Here is an 18,084-nt window from a genome sequence, read left to right as displayed (position 1 = left end):
TCAGGACCTCTTCCCATGCCACGCCACCGCACATCGCCGGTCCTCGGCCGCCGCTCGTTCCTCGCCCTCGGCGGCACCGCCCTCATCGGCACGCTCGCCGCCTGCTCGCCGCGGACGCAATCCGCCGCGAGCGCCGAACCGGCCGGAAGACTGCCGTCCGGAGCGCCGCCACCCGGCACGAAACTCTCCGTCGCCGTGCGTTCCACCCGGCTTCAACTCGGCCCCGCCGGACTGGAGAAGGACCTTCCCTTCACCGTTTCGCAATGGCCCAACCTGAACGCGGGCCCCGATATCATCCAGGGATTCCGCGCCCATTCCATCGACCTGGCCGTCAATGCCGGAATTCCGCCGATCCAGGCCCACGCCATCGACGTCGGCGCGAAGATCGTCGCCGTGCAGGTGCGGAACAACCCCTCGTACGTCTTCGCCACCGCACCCGGCTCCGTCATCCGGACCGTGGACGACTTCCGGGGCAAGAAGATCGGGTTCTCCCAGGGGCAGGCCCAGGGCGTCGTCGTGCTGCGGGCCCTGAAGCAGGCGGGCATCTCCCACAAGGACGTGGAGCTGGTCGCCCTGCCCAGCACCCAGTTCCTCACCGCCCTCCAGTCCGAGCAGGTGGACGTCGCCCCGCTGGGCGAACCCACCCTCACCAAGTACCTCACCCAGTACGGCAAGGACGGGGCACGCGGCGTGACGACCGACGTCGTGGACCTGCTCTCGGTGCTCTGGGCGCCCAACGAGGTGCTGAACGACCGGGCCAAGGCGGCCGCCGTCCGCAGCTTCATCCCGCTGTGGGCCCGGGGCCAGGTCTGGGCGTGGGAGAACACCGACGAGTGGATCGACACGTACTACGTCAAGGACCAGGGCGTCTCCCGGGAGGACGGCAAGCGCATCGTCGCCTCGCTCAACAAGCCGCTCTTCCCGGCCTCCTGGGACGCGGCCATCGCCTGGGAGCAGGAGACCGCCGACCTGCTCGCCGCAGGCGGATTCGTACCGGAGCAGGACGCCACCGAGCTGTTCGACCGCCGCTTCGAGGCGCTGGCGGCCCAAGCCGTACCCGCCGAGTACCGGGAGAAGTCATGACCGAGCTGCTGACCCACACCACCCGCCCCGCCGCACCACCGGTCGCGCCGCCGGTGAAGGCCGCCGCACCCGCCCCCGTACGGAAGACCCGCAGACGGCTTGGCCCCGGCCGGGCCGTCCCCTTCGGGCGGCTCATCGGCCCGGTCCTGGTCATCGCCCTGTGGTGGGCCGCCTCCGCCACCGGCTATCTCGACCCCCGGATACTCTCCGGCCCCGGCACGGTGCTCTCCACCGCCTCGGACCTCGTCGCCGGCGGCCGGCTGCAGGACAACGTCCTCATCTCCCTCCAGCGCGCCGGGCTCGGCCTCTTCTTCGGGGTGAGCGCCGGGGTCCTCCTCGCCGTCGCCGCCGGACTGAGCCGGACCGGCGAATACCTCCTCGACGGACCGCTCCAGATCAAGCGGGCCATCCCCTCCCTGGCCATGCTCCCGCTGCTGATCCTCTGGCTCGGCATCGGCGAGCAGATGAAGGTCACCGTCATCGCGCTCGGCGTCGCGGTGAACATGTACATCAACACGTACGCCTCGCTCACCGGCATCGACAGCCGCTACGTCGAACTCGCCGAAGGACTCGACCTGAGCCGCGCGCAGTTCATCCGCAAGGTCGTCGTCCCCGGCTCGCTGCCCGGCTTCTTCGTCGGGCTGCGCCTCGGCGTCACCGCGTCCTGGCTCGGGCTGATCGTGGTCGAGCAGATCAACGCCACCAGCGGCATCGGTTACATGATGTTCCAGGCCCAGCAGTACGCCCAGTCCGACGTGATCATCGTGGGCCTGGCGGCCTACGGGATCTTCGGCTTCGCGTCGGACGCGGCGGTACGCGCCGTGGAGAGGAAGGTCCTGTCATGGCGACGCACCCTGGCGGGCTGACCGCCCCCGGCGCGACGGCCCTCGCGCACCCCGCCATCCGCACCCGGAAACTGGTCCGCCGCTTCGGCGACCGCGACATCCTCAAGGAACTCGACCTCACCGTCGCCCCCGGCGAGTTCACCGCACTGCTCGGGCGCAGCGGCTGCGGCAAGTCCACCCTGCTGCGCGCCGTCGCACGCCTCGACCACACCGTCGAGGGCTCCGGCGAACTCACCGTCCCCGACCGGGTCTCGCTCTCCTTCCAGGACTCCCGGCTGCTGCCCTGGCTCCGGCTCATCGACAACGTCACCCTCGGCCTGCGCGGCTCCGGCGCCCGGGAACGCGGCCTCACCGCCCTGGCGGAGGTCGGCCTGGAGGGCCGCGACCGCTCCTGGCCGCACGAGCTGTCCGGCGGCGAACAGCAGCGCGCCGCCCTCGCCCGCGCCCTGGTCCGCGAACCCGAACTCCTCCTCGCGGACGAGCCGTTCGGCGCCCTGGACGCGCTCACCCGGATCAAGATGCACGACCTGCTCCGCGAGCTCTACGAACGCCACCGCCCCGCGGTGCTCCTGGTCACTCACGACGTGGACGAGGCCGTCGAACTCGCCGACCGCGTCCTGGTCCTGGAGGACGGCCGGATCTCCGTCGACCTCACCGTCGACCTGCCGACCCCGCGCTCCCGCCGCGACCCGCGCTTCCAGGAACACCGCGACACCCTGCTCACCGCCCTCGGGGTCGCCCAGCCCCAGCCCCGTACCGAAGCGAAGAAGGACTCCCATGACCCGCACGCCTGAGCGCAAGCAGCTCCACCTCAACGCCTTCCTCATGTCCACAGGCCACCACGAGGCGTCCTGGCGGCTGCCCGAGAGCCCGGCCGAGGCCAACTCCGACATCGAGCACTACAAGAACCTCGCCCGGATCGCCGAACGCGGTCGGCTCGACTCGCTGTTCCTCGCCGACAGCCCCGTACTGATGGGCGACCCCGGCCGCCGCCCCGCCGCCAAGCTGGAACCCACCGTCCTGCTCACCGCGCTCGCCGGGGCCACCCGCCACATCGGCCTCATCGCCACCGCGTCGACCAGCTATAACGAGCCGTACAACCTGGCCCGCAGGTTCGCCTCACTCGACCATGTCTCGGGTGGCCGGGCCGGCTGGAACATCGTCACCACCGCGGGCGCCGACGCGGCCCGCAACTTCGGCCTGGACGACACCCCGCTGCACCGCGACCGCTACCGGCGCGCCGGGGAGTTCGTGGAGGTGTCCACCAAGCTCTGGGACAGCTGGGCCGACGACGCGGTGATCGCCGACAAGGAGCGCGGGGTGCACGCCCTGGCCGAACGGGTCCGGCAGATCGATCACCGGGGCGAGTTCTTCCGGGTCGACGGGCCGCTCAACGTACAACGCCCCCCGCAGGGTTATCCGTTGCTCGTGCAGGCCGGTTCCAGCGAGGACGGCAAGGACTTCGCCGCCCGGTACGCGGAGGCGGTGTTCACCGCCCAGCAGACCCTGGAGGAGGGCATCGCCTTCTACAAGGACGTCAAGGAGCGCACCACCGCCCTCGGCCGCAACCCGGACGGCATCAAGATCCTTCCCGGCATCGTCCCCGTCATCGGGGACACCGAGGCCGAGGCGCTGGCCCTCGACGCCGAGCTGGAGAGCCTCATCGTCCCCGAGTACGCCAAGCTCCAGCTCGCCAAGCGGCTGAGGATCGCCCCCGAGGACCTCGACCTGGACGCGGAACTCCCCGAGGACATCCCCACCGAGGACGACATCGAGGGCGCCAAGAGCCGCTACACCCTCATCGTGGAGCTGGCCAGGCGCGAAAAGCTGACCGTACGTCAGCTCATCGGGCGGCTCGGCGGCGGACGCGGCCACCGCACCTTCGCCGGGACCGCCGAGCAGGTCGCGGACACGATCGAGCACTGGTACGACAGCGGGGCCGCCGACGGCTTCAACATCATGCCCGCCGTCCTCCCGTCCGGCCTTGAGGTCTTCGTGGACCGGGTGGTGCCGATCCTCCAGGAGCGCGGCCTGTTCCGCACCGAGTACACCGCGAGCACCCTGCGCGGCCACTACGGACTGCCCCGCCCCGCCAACCGCCTCTTCGACCAGGTCGTCCGCGGCGCCGGCGAGTACGGCATCGGTCTGGCGGAGGCCCGGTGACCGACTGTCCGCACCCGGGGGCCGGTCCGGGCGGGGGCACGGCCCGGCGGCCGCCGCCCGGCTGGGCGCGGCGGCTGCTGGGCTACTGCCTGCGCCACCGCACCGATCTCCTCATGGCCTTCGGCGCCGCCGTGACCGCCGCCGTCGCCACCGCCGCCCTGCCCCTCGTGCTGCGGCACGTGGTGGACGGGGTGGCGGCCGGCACCACCGCCTCGCTCGTCCCCTGGACCGGGCTGCTCGCCGCACTCGGCGCGCTCCGGTTCGGCGCGAGCTTCACCCGCCGCTACCGCTCGGGACGGCTCTCCCTGGGGGTCCAGTACGACCTGCGCAACGACGCGTTCGCCGCGCTGCTCCGGCTCGGCGGCGCCCAGCAGGACGACCTGCGCACCGGGCAGGTGGTGAGCCGGTCCATCTCCGACATCACCCTCATCCAGACCCTGCTGCAGTTCCTGCCCAACCTCACGGGCAACGCCCTGATGTTCCTGTTCTCGCTGGCCGTCATGGCGTTCCTTTCGCCGCTGCTGACCGTCGTGGCGCTCGTCGTCGGCCCGCTGCTCTGGCTGATCGCGCTGCGCAGCCGCCGCGACCTGTTCCCCGCCAACTGGCACGCCCAGCAGGAGGCCGCCGAGGTCGCCTCCACCGTCGAGGCGACCGTCACCGGCGTCCGCGTCGTGAAGGGCTTCGGTCAGGAGCAGCGCGAGCTCACCGGCCTCGAACGGCGCGCCCGCCAGCTGTTCGCCTCCCGACTGCGCGTCGTCCGCTTCACCAGCCGCTACAACCCCGCCCTCCAGGCGGTCCCGGCCCTCGGCCAGGTCGCCGTGCTGGCGCTCGGCGGCTGGATGGCCCTGCACGGCCGGATCTCCCTCGGCACGTTCCTCGCGTTCACCACCTACCTGGGCTCCTTCGTCACCCCCGTACGCCAGGTCGCCACCCTGCTCACGGTCTGGCAGCAGGCGCGGGCCGGCGCCGAACGCGTCCTGGAGGTCGTGGACGAGGCCCCTGTCATCACCGACGCCTCGCACGCCCGCGAACTGCCCGACGCGCCCCCGGCCCTCTCCTGGGACGACGTCACCTTCGGATACGGCGACAGCGCCCCGCTCCTGGACGGCTTCACCCTGGACATCCGCCCCGGCGAGACCCTGGCCCTGATCGGCCCGGCCGGCTCCGGCAAGTCCACCGCCGCCGCCCTGCTGCCCCGCTTCTACGACGTGCCCTCCGGCGCGGTACGGGCCGGAGGCACCGACGTCCGCGACCTCACCCTCGCCTCGCTGCGCTCCCGGATCGGCTACGTCTTCGAGGAGAGCCTGCTCCTCTCGGACACCGTGCGCGCCAACATCGCGTACGGGATGCCGGACGCCACCGACGAACAGGTGCGCGCGGCCGCCCGCATCGCCCGCGCCGACGAGTTCATCGAACGGCTTCCGCAGGGCTACGACACCCTCGTCGGCGAACAGGGCCTCACCCTGTCCGGCGGCCAGCGCCAGCGGATGGCCCTCGCCCGGGCCCTCGTCGGCGACCCCGCCGTGCTCGTCCTGGACGACGCCACCTCCGCCATCGACGCCCGGGTGGAGGCCGAGATCCACCACCGGCTGCGCGCGGACGAGCGCCGCCGCACCACCCTGATCATCGCCCACCGCCGTTCCACGCTGGAGCTCGCGGACCGCGTCGCGATCCTCGACGGCGGCCGCGTCGCGGACACCGGGACGCCCGACGAACTGCGGGGCAGATCCGCCCTGTTCCGCGCTCTCCTGGCCAGCGACGACCGCGACGACGACCGCCCGGACGCCCCCCTCGCACCCGACCCCGGCTGCCCCACCCCGCACCTGTGGCTGCGCCCCGAGGAGGACGAGGACGAACAGGTGGAGGGCACCGCGGTCCGGGCCGCCCAGGCGCTCGCCGAAGCCGCCGCCACCTCCGGGCCCGGACGCGCCGGCCCCGGCGGCGGGGTGCTCGGCTCGGCCCCGCCCAGCCCCGAACTCCTCGCCGGCCTGGCCCGCCTGCCGCTGCCCGCCGCCGACCCGGAGGTGCCCACCGGACAGGCCGTCGCCGCCGACGCCCGCTTCGGTCTCGGCGCCCTGCTCAGGCCCTTCCGGCTGCCGCTCCTCCTCGGTCTGCTGCTCGTCGCGCTCGACGCGGGCGCCCAGATCACCGTGCCGGTCCTCGTCCGGTACGGCGTGGACCGCGGCGTCGCCCACCAGGCCGGACACGTCCTGCTCGCCGCCGCGGCGGCCGCCGGTCTTGTGGTGGCCGCGAACTGGCTGATCGGCGTGGCCCAGGTACGCACCACCGGGCGCACCGGCGAACGCCTCCTCTACACCCTCCGCGTGAAGACGTTCGCCCAGCTCCAGCGCCTCGGCCTCGACTACTACGAGCGCGAACTCGGCGGCCGGATCATGACCCGGATGACCACCGACGTGGACGCCCTGTCGAACTTCCTGCAGACCGGCCTGATCACCGCCGTGGTCAGCCTGCTCACGGTCTCCGGAGTGCTGGTCGCTCTCCTGGTGATCGACGCGGAACTGGCCCTCGTCCTGCTCGCCGCGCTCCCGCTGCTCATCGCGGCCACCGCCGTCTTCCGCCACTGCTCGGTCCCCGCCTACCGCGAGGCCCGGGAGCGGATCAGCGCCGTCAACGCCTGCCTCCAGGAGAACGTCACCGCGATCCGCGTCACCCAGGCGTTCCGCCGCGAGCAGCGCAACGCCGCCGACTTCGCCGTACTGGCCCGCGCCTTCCGCGACTCCCGGCTGCGCGCCCAGCGGTACATGGGCACCTTCTTCCCGTTCGTGGAGTTCCTCGGCACGCTCTGCTCGGCGGCCGTGCTCACCGCGGGCGCGGCGCAGGTCCGCTCGGGCGAGCTGAGCGCCGGCACCCTGATCGCGTTCCTGCTGTACGTGGAGCTGTTCTTCTCGCCGATCCAGCAGCTCTCGCAGGTCTTCGACGGCTACCAGCAGGCGGTCGTCGGCCTCGGCCGCCTCCGCGCCCTGATGAACACCCCCACCGGCACCCCGCCCGCCGAGCGCCCCCGCCCGGTGCCCGCCCTGCGCGGCGAGGTCGAGTTCGACGCGGTGTCCTTCGGGTACGCGGGTGGCGGCGGTCAGCAGGTCCTGCACGGGGTGAACCTGCGCATCGAACCGGGCGAGACCGTCGCGCTCGTCGGCGCCACGGGCGCGGGCAAGTCCACCGTGGTCAAGCTCCTCGCCCGGTTCTACGACCCCTCGGCGGGCGCGGTCCGGGTGGACGGGCACGATCTGCGCGACCTGGACCTGACCGCCTTCCGGCGCAGGCTCGGCGTGGTCCCGCAGGAGGCGCACCTGTTCAGCGGCACCGTCCGCGACGCCATCGCCTACGGGCGGCCCGACGCCACGGACGCCGAGGTGGAGCGGGCGGCCCGGGCGGTCGGCGCGCACGAGATGGTCGCCGGGCTGCGGCTCGGCTACCTCACCCCGGTGGGGGAGCGGGGCCGCAACCTCTCCGCCGGACAGCGCCAGCTCCTCGCCCTGGCCCGGGCCGAACTGGTCGACCCCGACGTGCTGCTGCTCGACGAGGCGACCGCCTCGCTGGACCTGGCCACCGAGCGCCGGGTCGCCGCGGCCACGGAGGTACTGGCCCGTCGCCGTACGACCGTCGTCGTCGCCCACCGGCTGACCACGGCGGCCCGGGCGGACCGGGTGGTGGTGCTCGACGCGGGAACCGTGGTCGAGACCGGCACCCACACCGAACTGCTCGCCGCCCGGGGGCCCTACCGGCGGCTGTGGGACGCCTTCCGGGAGACCGGCCCCGGCGCGGCCGTCGACCACCTGAATGTCAGTGAACTCGTCAAGGAGAACGCACGATGACGCAGTACCGCGATTTCGGCCGCACCGGAGTGAAGGTCAGCCCGCTGTGCCTGGGCACCATGATGTTCGGCGCCCGCGGCAACCCCGACCACGCCGACAGCGTCCGGATCATCCACCACGCCCTGGACTCCGGCATCAACTCCGTGGACACCGCCGACGTCCACTCGGCCGGGGAGTCCGCGACCATCCTCTCCGGCCGTTACCGCCAGGGAGCCGGTCAGCCGGACTCCAGCCGCGCCGCGCGCCAGGCCGGCCGGTTCGACAAGATCGTCCCGCCCGGCGTCAACCTCTCGCCCCGGGAGGCCGGTTACACCCGGCGGACCTCACCGACCCGGCCCTGAGCCGCCGTTCGCACTCCGCCGCGTGATCAGGCGGCCGGCACCCGGTCCAGGAAGCCGCTGACCGAGGCGATCCGGCCGTCATCGGCGAGCGTCGCCACGTCGAAGCCGGCGACGGGCGCCGAGCCGTCGGGCGCGACCAGCTCCCACCCGAAGCGGACCAGCGCGTGATGCCCGTCCACCGTGCCCAGGGGGCGGAAGACGAACCCGGGGAACTGCTGCCGAGCGCCGCCGATGGCGGCCGCCAGCTGCGCGTGGCCCCGTACGTCGGCCAGCGGGTCGGTGTACGCGGCCTCGTCGGTGAACGCGGCGGCGACGGCCATCTCCAGCTCGTCCGGACCGGCGTTCCAGGCGGCGAAGTAGCGCTGCACGGCGTCGTCGTACGTGGTCATCGTGGGTCCCTCCGGTAGGGCTCCCGGCCGGTGGGCCGGAAGCGCTGTGCTGGTGAGGAACACGATGTCCGAGGCCGCGCGGGGCGTCGATTACCTCCGGGGTAAGGGGGAACGGGCCTTCCTACGCCTCGTCCGCGATGACGTGCACCGCGGCCTCCTCGGCGGAGGCGGCGGCGCCGTCGATCCCGACGTCCTCGCCCGCCGTGCTGTCCGGCTCGTCGATGTCCAGGTCCCGGGTGAGCCGTCCGGCGCGTACGGTGCCGACCTCCCGGTCCCACGGTTCGCCGTCCCCGTCCACGACATCGCCCACCCCGTCGCCGGGCGGTCCTTCGTCCTCGGGCCGCTCGCGCGCGAGCCGGCCCTCCAGGGACTCGCCCCGGTGCTGCTCGGCGGCGGTGGTGCCCACATCGTCCACCGCGTAGGGGCGCTCGGGCGGTGAATAACCCCGGTCCAGGACGTCGTCCACGTCCGGATCGGCCAAGGTGTCCTCCGTGTCGAGCTGCTCGACACGATCGGATGCCTCCGACTCCTGCTGGGGCTGATAGACGTCGTCCCCCAGGCCGGCCTCGTCCATGGCGCTTCCCTTCCCGCGGCGGGGCTCTCCTTCAGCATAGGCAGCCTCCGCCGCCGCCCGCAGGACGCGCCCGCCCCTGCGTCCGGCCCGGGTCTGCGCAACCATGGAGGGTGCAGGCCGGGCGTGCCCGAGAGGCCGGCCCGGGGAAAGTCGTCTGGAGAGCCCAGTCATGGATTATCCGGAAAGCTACGAGCTCGTCTTCCAGTCCTCGGCAGTGGAGGACGATGCCGTCACCGTCCACCGGACGGCACAGAGCGGTGCGGGCGGGCATCCCGTCTACGAGGACGACACCGGGATCGTCCGCGCCGAGATCAGCGATCACGGGGAGGTGCGCATGCTCGCCAGCGGCGGCCACCAGCACCTCGGAGCCCCGATGGTGGTGCGCGAGGAAGCCGCCTGAGACGGCCGACAACCGACGCCCGGTCCACACCCGGACCGGGCGCCCTTCCCGTGTCCGTATCACGTGGACACGTACCCGTACATCATGCCGAGGCAGGACAATCCGGCCGGGCGCCTCCCACACTTGGTCGAAATTTTGCCCCTGGTGAGGGGGAGCGGGAGGACACCAGGCAGACTCACCCTGTAGGAATCCCGCCACGAAGAGGATCACGCATGATCACGTTGAAGAAGGAAGACGGCCCGGCGGACCTGGACGGGGTGACCCACCTCTCCATCGGTGTCTCCTGGGACCCCACCGTCGGCAGCAGTGGCGGGCTGATGGGGAAGCTGAAGCAGAAGAAGGGCACCGACCTCGACCTGATCGCCATCGCGATGCAGGGCGCGGACCCGGTCCGGCTGGCCGGCCTGGACTCCCTGGACCCGCTGGGCAACGGCTCGCTGGTACACAGCGGTGACAACCAGACCGGCAAGGGCGACGGCGACGACGAGACGGTCACCGTCGACTTCGCCAGGATCCCCCCGAACGTCACGGCGGTCGTCTTCGTCGCCGCCGCGTACAAGAAGGGCAGCGCCTTCCAGAACGCGCGCAACGTCAGCATCAAGGTCTACGACGCCACGGGCGGCAGCAGCCAGCAGGTCGCCGACATCTGGCCGAGCCTGCTCACCAGCGACAACGGCTGCGCCGTGGCGAAGGCCATGCGCGTCGGCGCCGGCTGGAAGCTCCAGGTGATCAACGAGACCGGCAAGATCAAGCAGGGCGACGAGCACGCCCTGATGCGTTTCGCGATCAGCAAGTAGTACGCGTACGTCCCGGCCCCGGTCCGTGCGCGCCCGGTCAGTCGACCCGGCGCGCGCGGGGCGGGGCCGTCGGGTTCCCGGTGGCCAGCGGCGACCGCGCCAGCTCCACGCACCCCGCCGCGATCAGCCCCAGGGCCAGCAGCTCGGGCAGCACCCACCAGCCGGTGCGCACCTCCTCGCCGAACAGCGTCACCCCGTACAGGACACTGATCAGCGCGTCGCCCAGCGTCAGACACGGCTGTACGGCGACGAGCGTGCCCGCCTGAAGGGCGTTCTGGAGCAGGAACAGCGCGCCGACCCCCGCCCCCGCCATCGCGTACAGCTGCCAGGAGCTGAACAGCGCCCCCGCGCCACCCGTGTCGAGCCGCGCCATCGCGTCCTTCATCAGCGCGGCGGTCAGCGCGTAACCGCAGGCGGCGGCCGTGGCCAGCAGGGCGGCCCGGACATTGCCCCGGGTGGCCGACGCCCCCGCGATCAGCAGCACCTCGGCCACCCCCGTCAGGATCAGCGCCGGCACCCACGCCGCCCCGTGCACACTGTCGCTGCCGCCGCCCGGCGCGGCCGTCGCCATCCCGAGGGCCAGCCCGGCCGTCACGGCGGCGACCCCCAGCCAGACCGTCCGGGGCAGGCGGGCCCGCATCATGAAGCCGGCCAGGAGCAGCGTCGCCGGAAGCTCGATCACGAAGATCGGCTGCACCACGGAGATCGGTCCCGTGGCCAGCGCGACGGCCTGGCAGACGGCGGCGACGATCACCAGGGCGATCCCCGCGAGCCACACCTTCTGGCGCAGCAGATGGCCGATGAGCGACACCCGCATGGCCTCGGTCTGCGGCACGTCGAGGGCGGCCCGGCGCTGGAGCACGGAGGCGGAACCGTTGCTGAGGGCGGTCAGGACGGCGAACAGGACGGCGATCACGGGACCATGATGCGGGCGGCCCCGCCGCGATTCCGGCTTCGCCGGGGGAGGGCGTGGCGCCGCCCCGGATGAGTCCATCAGGACCGAATCCGACCGCATGGACGCGTAGCGTGCCGTCATGGCCGTGAAGAAGAGGATCTCCGCCGGCGCCGCCCCCGTCCCCGTGCTCACGCCCAGGGCGCTCGGCCGGGCGACCCTGGACCGCCAGCTCCTGCTGCGCCGGACCGCGATGAGCGCGAAGGACGCCGTCACCCACCTCGTCGGCCTCCAGGCGCAGAACACCAAGCCGCCGTACTACCAGCTCCTGGCCCGCCTCCAGGGCTTCCGGCCTGCCGACCTGTCGCTGCTGATGGAGGCGCGCGAGGTCGTCCGCATCGTCTCCCTGCGCTCGACCATCCACACCCACACCGCCGAGGACGCCCTCACCCTGCGGCCCCTGGTGCAGGCGGCCCGCGACCGGGAGCTCGGCATCTTCCGCAAGGGGCTCACGGGCGTGGACCTGGACCGGCTGCGCGAGCTGAGCCGGGCGTACGTGGAGGAGGCGCCGCGCACCCCGAAGGAGATCCGCGAGCGGTTGCTCACGGAGTGGCCCGACGCGGACCCGCAGGCCCTCGGCATCGCCGCCCGCTGCCTGCTGCCCCTGGTCCAGGTGACCCCGCGCGGCCTCTGGGGCATCAGCGGCGGCGTCGCGCTCACCACCGTCGAGCGCTGGCTCGGTCGCGCGGGTGAGGAGGCGCCCGGCATCGAGCGCGCCGTGCTGCGCTACCTCGGCGCGTTCGGCCCCGCCTCCGTGAAGGACATGCAGACCTGGGCCGGGCTGACCCGCCTGAAGGAGGTCTTCGAGCGGCTGCGGCCCCGGCTCGTCACCTTCCGCGACGAGCACGGCACCGAACTCTTCGACCTGCCGGACGCCCCGCGCCCCGCCGAGGACACCCCCGCGCCGCCCCGCTTCCTGCCCGAGTTCGACAACGTCCTCCTCGGCCACGCCGACCGCACCCGGGTCATCCCGGCGGCCCTCAAGGGCCTCAACGGGGTGGGCAACCAGACCTACGGCAGCGTGCTGGTGGACGGGCTCTTCGCGGCGGTCTGGCGGCTGGACACCCCGCGCGACACCCCGGCCGTGGTCACCGTCCAGGAAGTGCGCCCGCTGACGCCCGCGGAGCGCGAGGTCATGACGGAGGAGGCGATGGACCTGATGGCGACGATGACCTCAGCGACGGAGCGCGATGTCCGGTTCCGGTCGTTCGTGGACCTGGGGCGCTGACGGCGGCGCGGAGGTGGGGGGCGGATTGCGGGGCGGGGGACGCCCGACGGGGCGGGACGCGCCTACGGCAGCAGTCCCGCCCGGCGGGCCGCCACCACCGCCTCCAGCCGGGTGTGCGCCCCCAGCCGCCGCATCGCGGACCGCAGATACCCCTTCACCGTCTCCGGGCGCAGCCCCAGCCGGTCCGCCGCCACCGCGTTCGTGGCGCCCGCGGCCACGCACGCCAGCACATCGATCTCGCGCGGCGCGAGCCGGACCTCCCGCGCCCCGGGCTCCCGGGTGCCCGTCGCCGAGGCCAGCCGCCCGCACACCGCGAGCAGCTCGTCCCGGAGCGCCGGGTCGAGCACCTTCGGCATCAGGGCGCGCAGCTCGCGGTGCGCCTCCCGGACGTCCTCCCAGGCCCCCGCCGCCCCCGCCGCCACGGCAGCGGCGTCCGGCTCCGGGCGGCTCACCGCCAGCAGCTGCCGCACCTCGTCCCGGACCACCAGTGCCTGCTCCACGTCACGGGCGGCGGCCACTGCCGCGTCGAACGTGCGGTCCCCGAGCGTGAGCGGTTCACGCAGGGCCCCGTACAGCACCCCCCGCACCTCGCGCCGCACCACGACGGGGACGGCGACCACCGAGCGCAGGCCCTCCGCCGCGACAGCCGTGTCGTACTCGTGGCTGATGTGGCGCGAGGAGCGGTAGTCGGTCACCGCGCACGGCCTCGACAGGGCCATGGACTTGCCGCCCAGGCCGCTGCCCGACGAGATCACGAGCCCGCGCAGCGCCGCCGTGCGCGCCCCGTTCACCTCGGCGATCCTGGCGTGCCGGCTGTCCGCGAGCAGCCCGCCGAAGGCGACCGGCAGCCCGCTCGTCCGGCGCAGCCGCAGCAGCGCCGCTTGCATCTCGACCGCGTCGACGGATTCCGGCACCCTGCCGCCTCTCTGCCCGGCCCCCCGATGGAATGGCGGCCCCGCGACACCCCCGTCCGGGGGTGGTGAGACCTGGCTCACTGTTTACATGATGTGAGGAGCCAAAGGACCGGCCGGGTCGGTAAAGAGGAGGGCACATGCCGGAAACGAGTGCGACGGAGACGTTCCGGGCGGCCCGGGACTTCCTGCTCCGGCACCGCGAGGACTACGCCGCCGCCTACGACGGCTTCCGCTGGCCCCGCGACGACCACTTCAACTGGGCGCTCGACTGGTTCGACGTCATCGCCCGGGACAACGACCGCACCGCCCTGCACATCGTGGATGAGGACGGCACCCGCACCGAGGTGTCGTTCGCCGAGATGTCCGCCCGCTCCGACCGCGCCGCGAACTGGCTGCGCGCCCAGGGGGTGCGCGAGGGCGACCGCGTCCTCGTCATGCTCGGCAACCAGGTGGAGCTGTGGGAGACCGCGCTCGCCGCGATGAAGCTGCGCGCCGTGGTCATCCCGGCGACCCCGCTGCTCGGCCCCGCCGACCTGTGCGACCGGGTCGAGCGCGGCCGGGTCCGGCACGTCCTGGTCCGCGACACCGACACCGCGAAGTTCGCCGAGGTGCCCGGCTCCTACACCCGTATCTGCGTCGGCGCCCCGGCCGAGGGCTGGCTCGACTACGCGGAGGCCGCCGAGGCGCCCCGCCCGTTCACGCCGGACCGCGAGACCGACGCGGACGAACCGCTGATGCTCTACTTCACCTCCGGCACGACCGCCAGCCCCAAGCTGGTCGAGCACACCCATGTCTCCTACCCCGTGGGCCACTTGGCGACGATGTACTGGATCGGGCTCAAGCCCGGCGACGTGCACCTCAACATCTCCTCGCCCGGCTGGGCCAAGCACGCCTGGTCCAACCTCTTCGCGCCGTGGAGCGCCGAGGCGACCGTCTTCATCTTCAACTACACCCGCTTCGACGCCGGCCGCCTGATGGCCGAGATGGACCGCTCCGGCATTACGAGCTTCTGCGCCCCGCCCACCGTGTGGCGCATGCTCATCCAGGCCGACCTGACCCAGCTGAGGACCCCGCCGCGCGAGGTCGTCGCGGCCGGCGAACCGCTGAACCCCGAGGTCATCGAGGCGGTCCGGCGCGCCTGGGGCGTCACCATCCGCGACGGCTTCGGCCAGACGGAGACCGCCGTCCAGGTCGCCAACACCCCCGGCCAGGTCCTCAAGCCCGGCTCGATGGGGCGGCCCAGCCCCGGCTTCCGGGTGGTCCTGCTCGACCCGGTGAGCGGGGAGCCCGGCGCGGCCGAGGGCGAGATCTCGCTCGACCTGTCGGCGCACCCGGTGGGCCTGATGACCGGCTACCACGGCGACCCCGACCGCACCGCCGAGGCGATGGCGGGCGGCTACTACCGCACCGGTGACATCGGCTCCCGCGACGAGGACGGCTACATCACCTACGTGGGGCGCGCCGACGACGTCTTCAAGTCCTCCGACTACAAGATCTCCCCGTTCGAGCTGGAGAGCGCCCTGCTGGAGCACGAGGCGGTGGTCGAGGCCGCCGTCGTCCCCGCCCCCGACGAGGTCCGCCTCTCCGTCCCGAAGGCGTACGTGGTGCTCGCCGAGGGCTGGGAGCCCGGGCCCGACACCGCCAAGGTGCTCTTCGCCCATTCCCGGTCCGTGCTCGCCCCGTACAAGCGGGTGCGGCGGCTGGAGTTCGCGGAGCTGCCCAAGACCGTCTCCGGCAAGATCCGCCGGATCGAACTGCGCGAGCGCACCGCCCAGGGCGGCGGCACCGAGTACGCCGAGGGGGACCTGGCATGACCGAGCTCTCGTACGCGCACGGCACGGGCACCACCGCCCTGCTCGGTGACACCATCGGACGCAACCTGGACCGGGCCGTCGCCGCCTGGCCCGACCGCGAGGCGCTGGTCGACGTACCGTCCGGGCGGCGCTGGACGTACACGGAGCTCGGCGCGGCCGTCGACGAGCTGGCGCGGGCGCTGCTGGCGTCGGGCGTGGCCAAGGGGGACCGGGTCGGGATCTGGGCGGTCAACTGCCCCGAGTGGGTGCTCGTCCAGTACGCCACCGCCCGCATCGGCGCGATCATGGTGAACATCAACCCCGCCTACCGGGCGCACGAGTTGGAGTACGTGCTGCAGCAGGCCGGGATCTGCCTGCTGGCCGCCTCCCTCGCGCACCGCACCAGCGACTACCGGGCCCTGGTCGAGGAGGTCCGCGCCAACTGCCCGGATCTGCGAGCGGTCCACTACATCGGCGACGGATCCTGGGGCGAACTCCTTTCCATGGCAGCCCAGGTGACGGTAAATCAGCTGGCTGCTCGCGAGGCGGAGCTGTCCTGCGACGACCCGATCAACATCCAGTACACCTCCGGCACCACCGGCTTCCCCAAGGGTGCGACGCTCTCGCACCACAGCATTCTCAACAACGGCTATTTCGTCGGTGAGTTGGTCGCCTACACCGAGCAGGACCGGGTCTGCCTCCCCGTCCCCTTCTACCACTGCTTCGGCATGGTGATGGGCAACCTCGGCATCACCTCGCACGGCGCCTGCATCGTGATCCCCGGCGGCTCGTTCGAACCGGCCGCCGTGCTGGGCGCCGTGCAGCAGGAGCGCTGCACCTCGCTGTACGGGGTGCCCACGATGTTCATCGCCGAGCTCAACCTGCCGGACTTCGCCTCGTACGACCTGTCCTCGCTGCGCACCGGCATCATGGCCGGGTCGCCGTGCCCGGTCGAGGTGATGAAGCGGGTGGTGGCCGAGATGCACATGGACGAGGTGTCCATCTGCTACGGAATGACGGAGACCTCCCCGGTCTCCACCCAGACCCGCCGCGACGACGACCTGGAGCGCCGCACCGGCACCGTCGGCCGCGTCATGCCGCACATCGAGGTCAAGGTCATCGACCCGGCGACGGGCGTGACCCTGGAACGCGGGCGGTCCGGGGAGCTGTGCACCCGGGGCTACAGCGTGATGCTCGGCTACTGGGACCAGCCCGAGCGCACCGCCGAGGCCATCGACGCGGGGCGCTGGATGCACACCGGGGACCTCGCGGTGATGCGCGAGGACGGCTACGTACAGATCGTCGGCCGCATCAAGGACGTGATCATCCGGGGCGGCGAGAACGTCTACCCGCGCGAGATCGAGGAGTTCCTGTACCGCCACCCGAAGATCGCCGATGTGCAGGTGGTCGGTGTGCCCGACGAGCGTTACGTCGAGGAGGTGCTGGCCTGCGTCATTCCCGCCGTCCCGGCCGACCCGCCGACCCTGGACGATGTACGGGCGTTCTGCGACGGGCAGTTGGCGCACTACAAGATTCCGCGCCTGCTCCAGATCCTGGAGACCTTCCCGATGACGGTCAGCGGCAAGGTCCGTAAGATCGAACTGCGGGAGAACTACCGGAGGTAGCCCGCGTCAGGCCGCCTCGATGACGTCCCCCGCCGCCGTCCCGCGCGTCGCGGCCGCCCACTCGATGAGCAGCACCTCGTACGCGGCGGACTCCACGGGGGACCACTCCTGCCCCGCGCGGGCGTCCACGAACGCCCGGATCGCCTCATTGGCCTCCAGGGCGGCGAGGCCGGCGAGCGCGGGGGCGTGCGCGGGCGTGTCCGAGGGTGGTGAAGTCCGTGGAGTTAAGACCATGCGTTCCACTGTAGGGCCCGCCACTGACAACGAACCGCACATCGGGCGCCGTTGGCCAGAACGTGACGGATCACACGCAGGGTGGCCGGGCGGTTCCTGTGAGGCACGGCACGTCGCCCGGTCCGGGTGTCCGATTCTGATGGGTGCGCGCGGTCAGGCACCGGTGCTGACGAGTTCGTCCGCCGCGCCGTTCACCGGCTGCGGCGTGCCGGTGAGGTCCAGGACGAACAGCGGCACGCGTAAGGTGTCCGCGCGCTTCCGGGCCTCCGGCGTGTAGCCCGCGAGCGAGAACAGCACCCCGCGCACCGAGCCGTTGAGCGCGTTGAGCCACAGGCACTCGACGTCCCGGAGCGCGGTCGGCCCGGTCGTGGAGTCGACCTCGGCGATCAGCCCGGCCGCCCGCAGGTCGATCCGGGACGCCGGCCGGTTCGCCGGGTGCGTCACGTCCTGGAAACCCAGCCAGGTCAGATAGAGCGCCGCCGCCGCGACCGCGTCCCGCGCGGTGCGGATGGTCAGCGGCCGGAACGCCGGACGGGGCGCCGCCGCCGTGCGCGGCAGCGGTATGTGCGCGGGCCGGACCGCCCCGGCGGCCGCCACCGGCCGCACCGGCACCCGCAGCACCGCGCCGCACGGGCAGCACAGCTCGGGCTGCGGCCACTGGTCGTGCCGCCCGCAGCCCCGGCACCGTACGGTCACCCAGTCGTCGTTCCAGGTGCGATGGGTGATCGGGACGACGGGGGCGCCGCGCAGCAGCGGTGGGGCTGTCGGCTCCCCGCACGGGCACGGGTAGACGGGGGTCACGTACGCGTGGTCGCGGCGACAGGCCGGGCACCGTACCGGCACTGACTCCACCCCGTGCTCCCTCCGTACCACGTGCGTAATCCGTCCATGCTCCCCCAAGACTCCGCCG

The 18,084-nt window shown here is 72.7% G+C and carries 16 protein-coding genes and 1 pseudogene; 11 read left to right on the top strand and 6 right to left on the bottom strand.

Translation table 11 applies throughout. The annotated features are described in order from the left end of the window. Positions 1 to 15 precede the first annotated feature (15 nt). The 6 genes and pseudogenes from OG867_RS03970 to OG867_RS03945 form a co-directional block, all read left to right on the top strand. Positions 16 to 1,083, top strand: a complete 1,068-nt coding sequence (locus OG867_RS03970; protein WP_406282793.1) for an ABC transporter substrate-binding protein — start codon at positions 16 to 18, stop codon at positions 1,081 to 1,083. Further along, positions 1,080 to 1,949, top strand: a complete 870-nt coding sequence (locus OG867_RS03965; protein ID WP_406282790.1) for an ABC transporter permease — start codon at positions 1,080 to 1,082, stop codon at positions 1,947 to 1,949. Before OG867_RS03970 ends, OG867_RS03965 begins: the two co-directional genes overlap by 4 nt. Continuing rightward, positions 1,925 to 2,722 (top strand): ABC transporter ATP-binding protein, encoded by a 798-nt coding sequence (locus tag OG867_RS03960; protein ID WP_406282787.1) that lies wholly within the window; start codon positions 1,925 to 1,927, stop codon positions 2,720 to 2,722. The genes OG867_RS03965 and OG867_RS03960 overlap by 25 nt, the downstream gene beginning before the upstream one ends. Next, positions 2,706 to 4,091: an LLM class flavin-dependent oxidoreductase gene (locus tag OG867_RS03955; RefSeq protein WP_406282784.1), complete on the top strand. Its 1,386-nt coding sequence runs from the start codon at positions 2,706 to 2,708 to the stop codon at positions 4,089 to 4,091. The genes OG867_RS03960 and OG867_RS03955 overlap by 17 nt, the downstream gene beginning before the upstream one ends. Further along, a complete protein-coding gene (locus tag OG867_RS03950) occupies positions 4,088 to 7,927 on the top strand; it encodes an ABC transporter ATP-binding protein (RefSeq protein ID WP_406282781.1) in 3,840 nt (1,279 codons plus the stop codon). Before OG867_RS03955 ends, OG867_RS03950 begins: the two co-directional genes overlap by 4 nt. After that, positions 7,924 to 8,118 (top strand): annotated as a pseudogene (locus tag OG867_RS03945) (aldo/keto reductase); the annotation flags it as partial. The gene OG867_RS03950 and the pseudogene OG867_RS03945, both read left to right, overlap by 4 nt. A 176-nt stretch (positions 8,119 to 8,294) precedes the next feature. Here the strand turns inward: OG867_RS03945 and OG867_RS03940 are convergent. Together OG867_RS03940 and OG867_RS03935 are read right to left on the bottom strand one after the other, a co-directional pair. Beyond that, positions 8,295 to 8,657 carry a nuclear transport factor 2 family protein gene (locus OG867_RS03940; RefSeq protein WP_406282778.1) on the bottom strand — a complete coding sequence of 121 codons (363 nt, stop codon included), beginning with the start codon at positions 8,655 to 8,657 and terminating at the stop codon, positions 8,295 to 8,297. A 121-nt stretch (positions 8,658 to 8,778) separates the two neighbouring features. Then, entirely contained in the window at positions 8,779 to 9,231 is a 453-nt protein-coding gene (locus OG867_RS03935) for a DUF5709 domain-containing protein (protein WP_328903171.1), read from the bottom strand. Positions 9,232 to 9,400: 169 nt separating this feature from the next. Between OG867_RS03935 and OG867_RS03930 the strand changes: the two genes are divergently transcribed. After that, entirely contained in the window at positions 9,401 to 9,631 is a 231-nt protein-coding gene (locus OG867_RS03930; protein WP_406282775.1) for a DUF6296 family protein, read from the top strand. Between the two features lie 212 nt (positions 9,632 to 9,843). Then, positions 9,844 to 10,428 (top strand): TerD family protein, encoded by a 585-nt coding sequence (locus OG867_RS03925; protein ID WP_328903173.1) that lies wholly within the window; start codon positions 9,844 to 9,846, stop codon positions 10,426 to 10,428. A 37-nt stretch (positions 10,429 to 10,465) separates the two neighbouring features. On the opposite strand, the gene OG867_RS03920 is transcribed toward OG867_RS03925, so the two are convergent. Further along, positions 10,466 to 11,344, bottom strand: a complete 879-nt coding sequence (locus OG867_RS03920; protein ID WP_406282772.1) for a DMT family transporter — start codon at positions 11,342 to 11,344, stop codon at positions 10,466 to 10,468. A gap of 118 nt (positions 11,345 to 11,462) precedes the next feature. Between OG867_RS03920 and OG867_RS03915 the strand changes: the two genes are divergently transcribed. Beyond that, a complete protein-coding gene (locus tag OG867_RS03915; RefSeq protein ID WP_406282769.1) occupies positions 11,463 to 12,608 on the top strand; it encodes a winged helix DNA-binding domain-containing protein in 1,146 nt (381 codons plus the stop codon). Positions 12,609 to 12,670: 62 nt separating this feature from the next. Here OG867_RS03915 and OG867_RS03910 read toward each other — a convergent pair whose 3' ends face one another. Next, positions 12,671 to 13,522, bottom strand: coding sequence for a response regulator transcription factor (locus tag OG867_RS03910; protein WP_406282766.1), 852 nt, complete (start codon positions 13,520 to 13,522; stop codon positions 12,671 to 12,673). A 137-nt stretch (positions 13,523 to 13,659) separates the two neighbouring features. Between OG867_RS03910 and OG867_RS03905 the strand changes: the two genes are divergently transcribed. Together OG867_RS03905 and OG867_RS03900 are read left to right on the top strand one after the other, a co-directional pair. Further along, positions 13,660 to 15,336 (top strand): AMP-binding protein, encoded by a 1,677-nt coding sequence (locus tag OG867_RS03905; protein WP_406282763.1) that lies wholly within the window; start codon positions 13,660 to 13,662, stop codon positions 15,334 to 15,336. After that, the gene (locus OG867_RS03900; RefSeq protein ID WP_406282760.1) at positions 15,333 to 16,940 is read left to right on the top strand and encodes an AMP-binding protein; all 1,608 of its coding nucleotides are present in this window, start codon (positions 15,333 to 15,335) and stop codon (positions 16,938 to 16,940) included. Before OG867_RS03905 ends, OG867_RS03900 begins: the two co-directional genes overlap by 4 nt. Before the next feature lie 6 nt (positions 16,941 to 16,946). Here OG867_RS03900 and OG867_RS03895 read toward each other — a convergent pair whose 3' ends face one another. Both OG867_RS03895 and OG867_RS03890 read right to left on the bottom strand, forming a co-directional pair. Beyond that, positions 16,947 to 17,174 (bottom strand): hypothetical protein, encoded by a 228-nt coding sequence (locus OG867_RS03895; RefSeq protein ID WP_406282758.1) that lies wholly within the window; start codon positions 17,172 to 17,174, stop codon positions 16,947 to 16,949. Positions 17,175 to 17,327: 153 nt separating this feature from the next. Further along, positions 17,328 to 18,026, bottom strand: a complete 699-nt coding sequence (locus tag OG867_RS03890; protein ID WP_406282756.1) for a hypothetical protein — start codon at positions 18,024 to 18,026, stop codon at positions 17,328 to 17,330. Positions 18,027 to 18,084 lie beyond the last annotated feature (58 nt).

Source organism: Streptomyces sp. NBC_00209, assembly GCF_045206345.1.
Lineage (GTDB): Bacteria > Actinomycetota > Actinomycetes > Streptomycetales > Streptomycetaceae > Streptomyces.
This window is presented reverse-complemented; position numbering and strand designations above follow the sequence as displayed.

What these genes read in the sequence shown, in the direction of transcription:
- OG867_RS03925 (WP_328903173.1), top strand. Translation starts at nt 9,844, where the DNA reads ATGATCACGTTGAAGAAGGAAGACGGCCCGGCGGACCTGGACGGGGTG.
- OG867_RS03930 (WP_406282775.1), top strand. Translation starts at nt 9,401, where the DNA reads ATGGATTATCCGGAAAGCTACGAGCTCGTCTTCCAGTCCTCGGCAGTG.
- OG867_RS03970 (WP_406282793.1), top strand. Translation starts at nt 16, where the DNA reads ATGCCACGCCACCGCACATCGCCGGTCCTCGGCCGCCGCTCGTTCCTC.
- OG867_RS03940 (WP_406282778.1), bottom strand. Translation starts at nt 8,657, where the DNA reads ATGACCACGTACGACGACGCCGTGCAGCGCTACTTCGCCGCCTGGAAC.
- OG867_RS03935 (WP_328903171.1), bottom strand. Translation starts at nt 9,231, where the DNA reads ATGGACGAGGCCGGCCTGGGGGACGACGTCTATCAGCCCCAGCAGGAG.
- OG867_RS03905 (WP_406282763.1), top strand. Translation starts at nt 13,660, where the DNA reads ATGCCGGAAACGAGTGCGACGGAGACGTTCCGGGCGGCCCGGGACTTC.
- OG867_RS03915 (WP_406282769.1), top strand. Translation starts at nt 11,463, where the DNA reads ATGGCCGTGAAGAAGAGGATCTCCGCCGGCGCCGCCCCCGTCCCCGTG.
- OG867_RS03960 (WP_406282787.1), top strand. Translation starts at nt 1,925, where the DNA reads ATGGCGACGCACCCTGGCGGGCTGACCGCCCCCGGCGCGACGGCCCTC.
- OG867_RS03895 (WP_406282758.1), bottom strand. Translation starts at nt 17,174, where the DNA reads ATGGTCTTAACTCCACGGACTTCACCACCCTCGGACACGCCCGCGCAC.
- OG867_RS03965 (WP_406282790.1), top strand. Translation starts at nt 1,080, where the DNA reads ATGACCGAGCTGCTGACCCACACCACCCGCCCCGCCGCACCACCGGTC.
- OG867_RS03955 (WP_406282784.1), top strand. Translation starts at nt 2,706, where the DNA reads ATGACCCGCACGCCTGAGCGCAAGCAGCTCCACCTCAACGCCTTCCTC.
- OG867_RS03900 (WP_406282760.1), top strand. Translation starts at nt 15,333, where the DNA reads ATGACCGAGCTCTCGTACGCGCACGGCACGGGCACCACCGCCCTGCTC.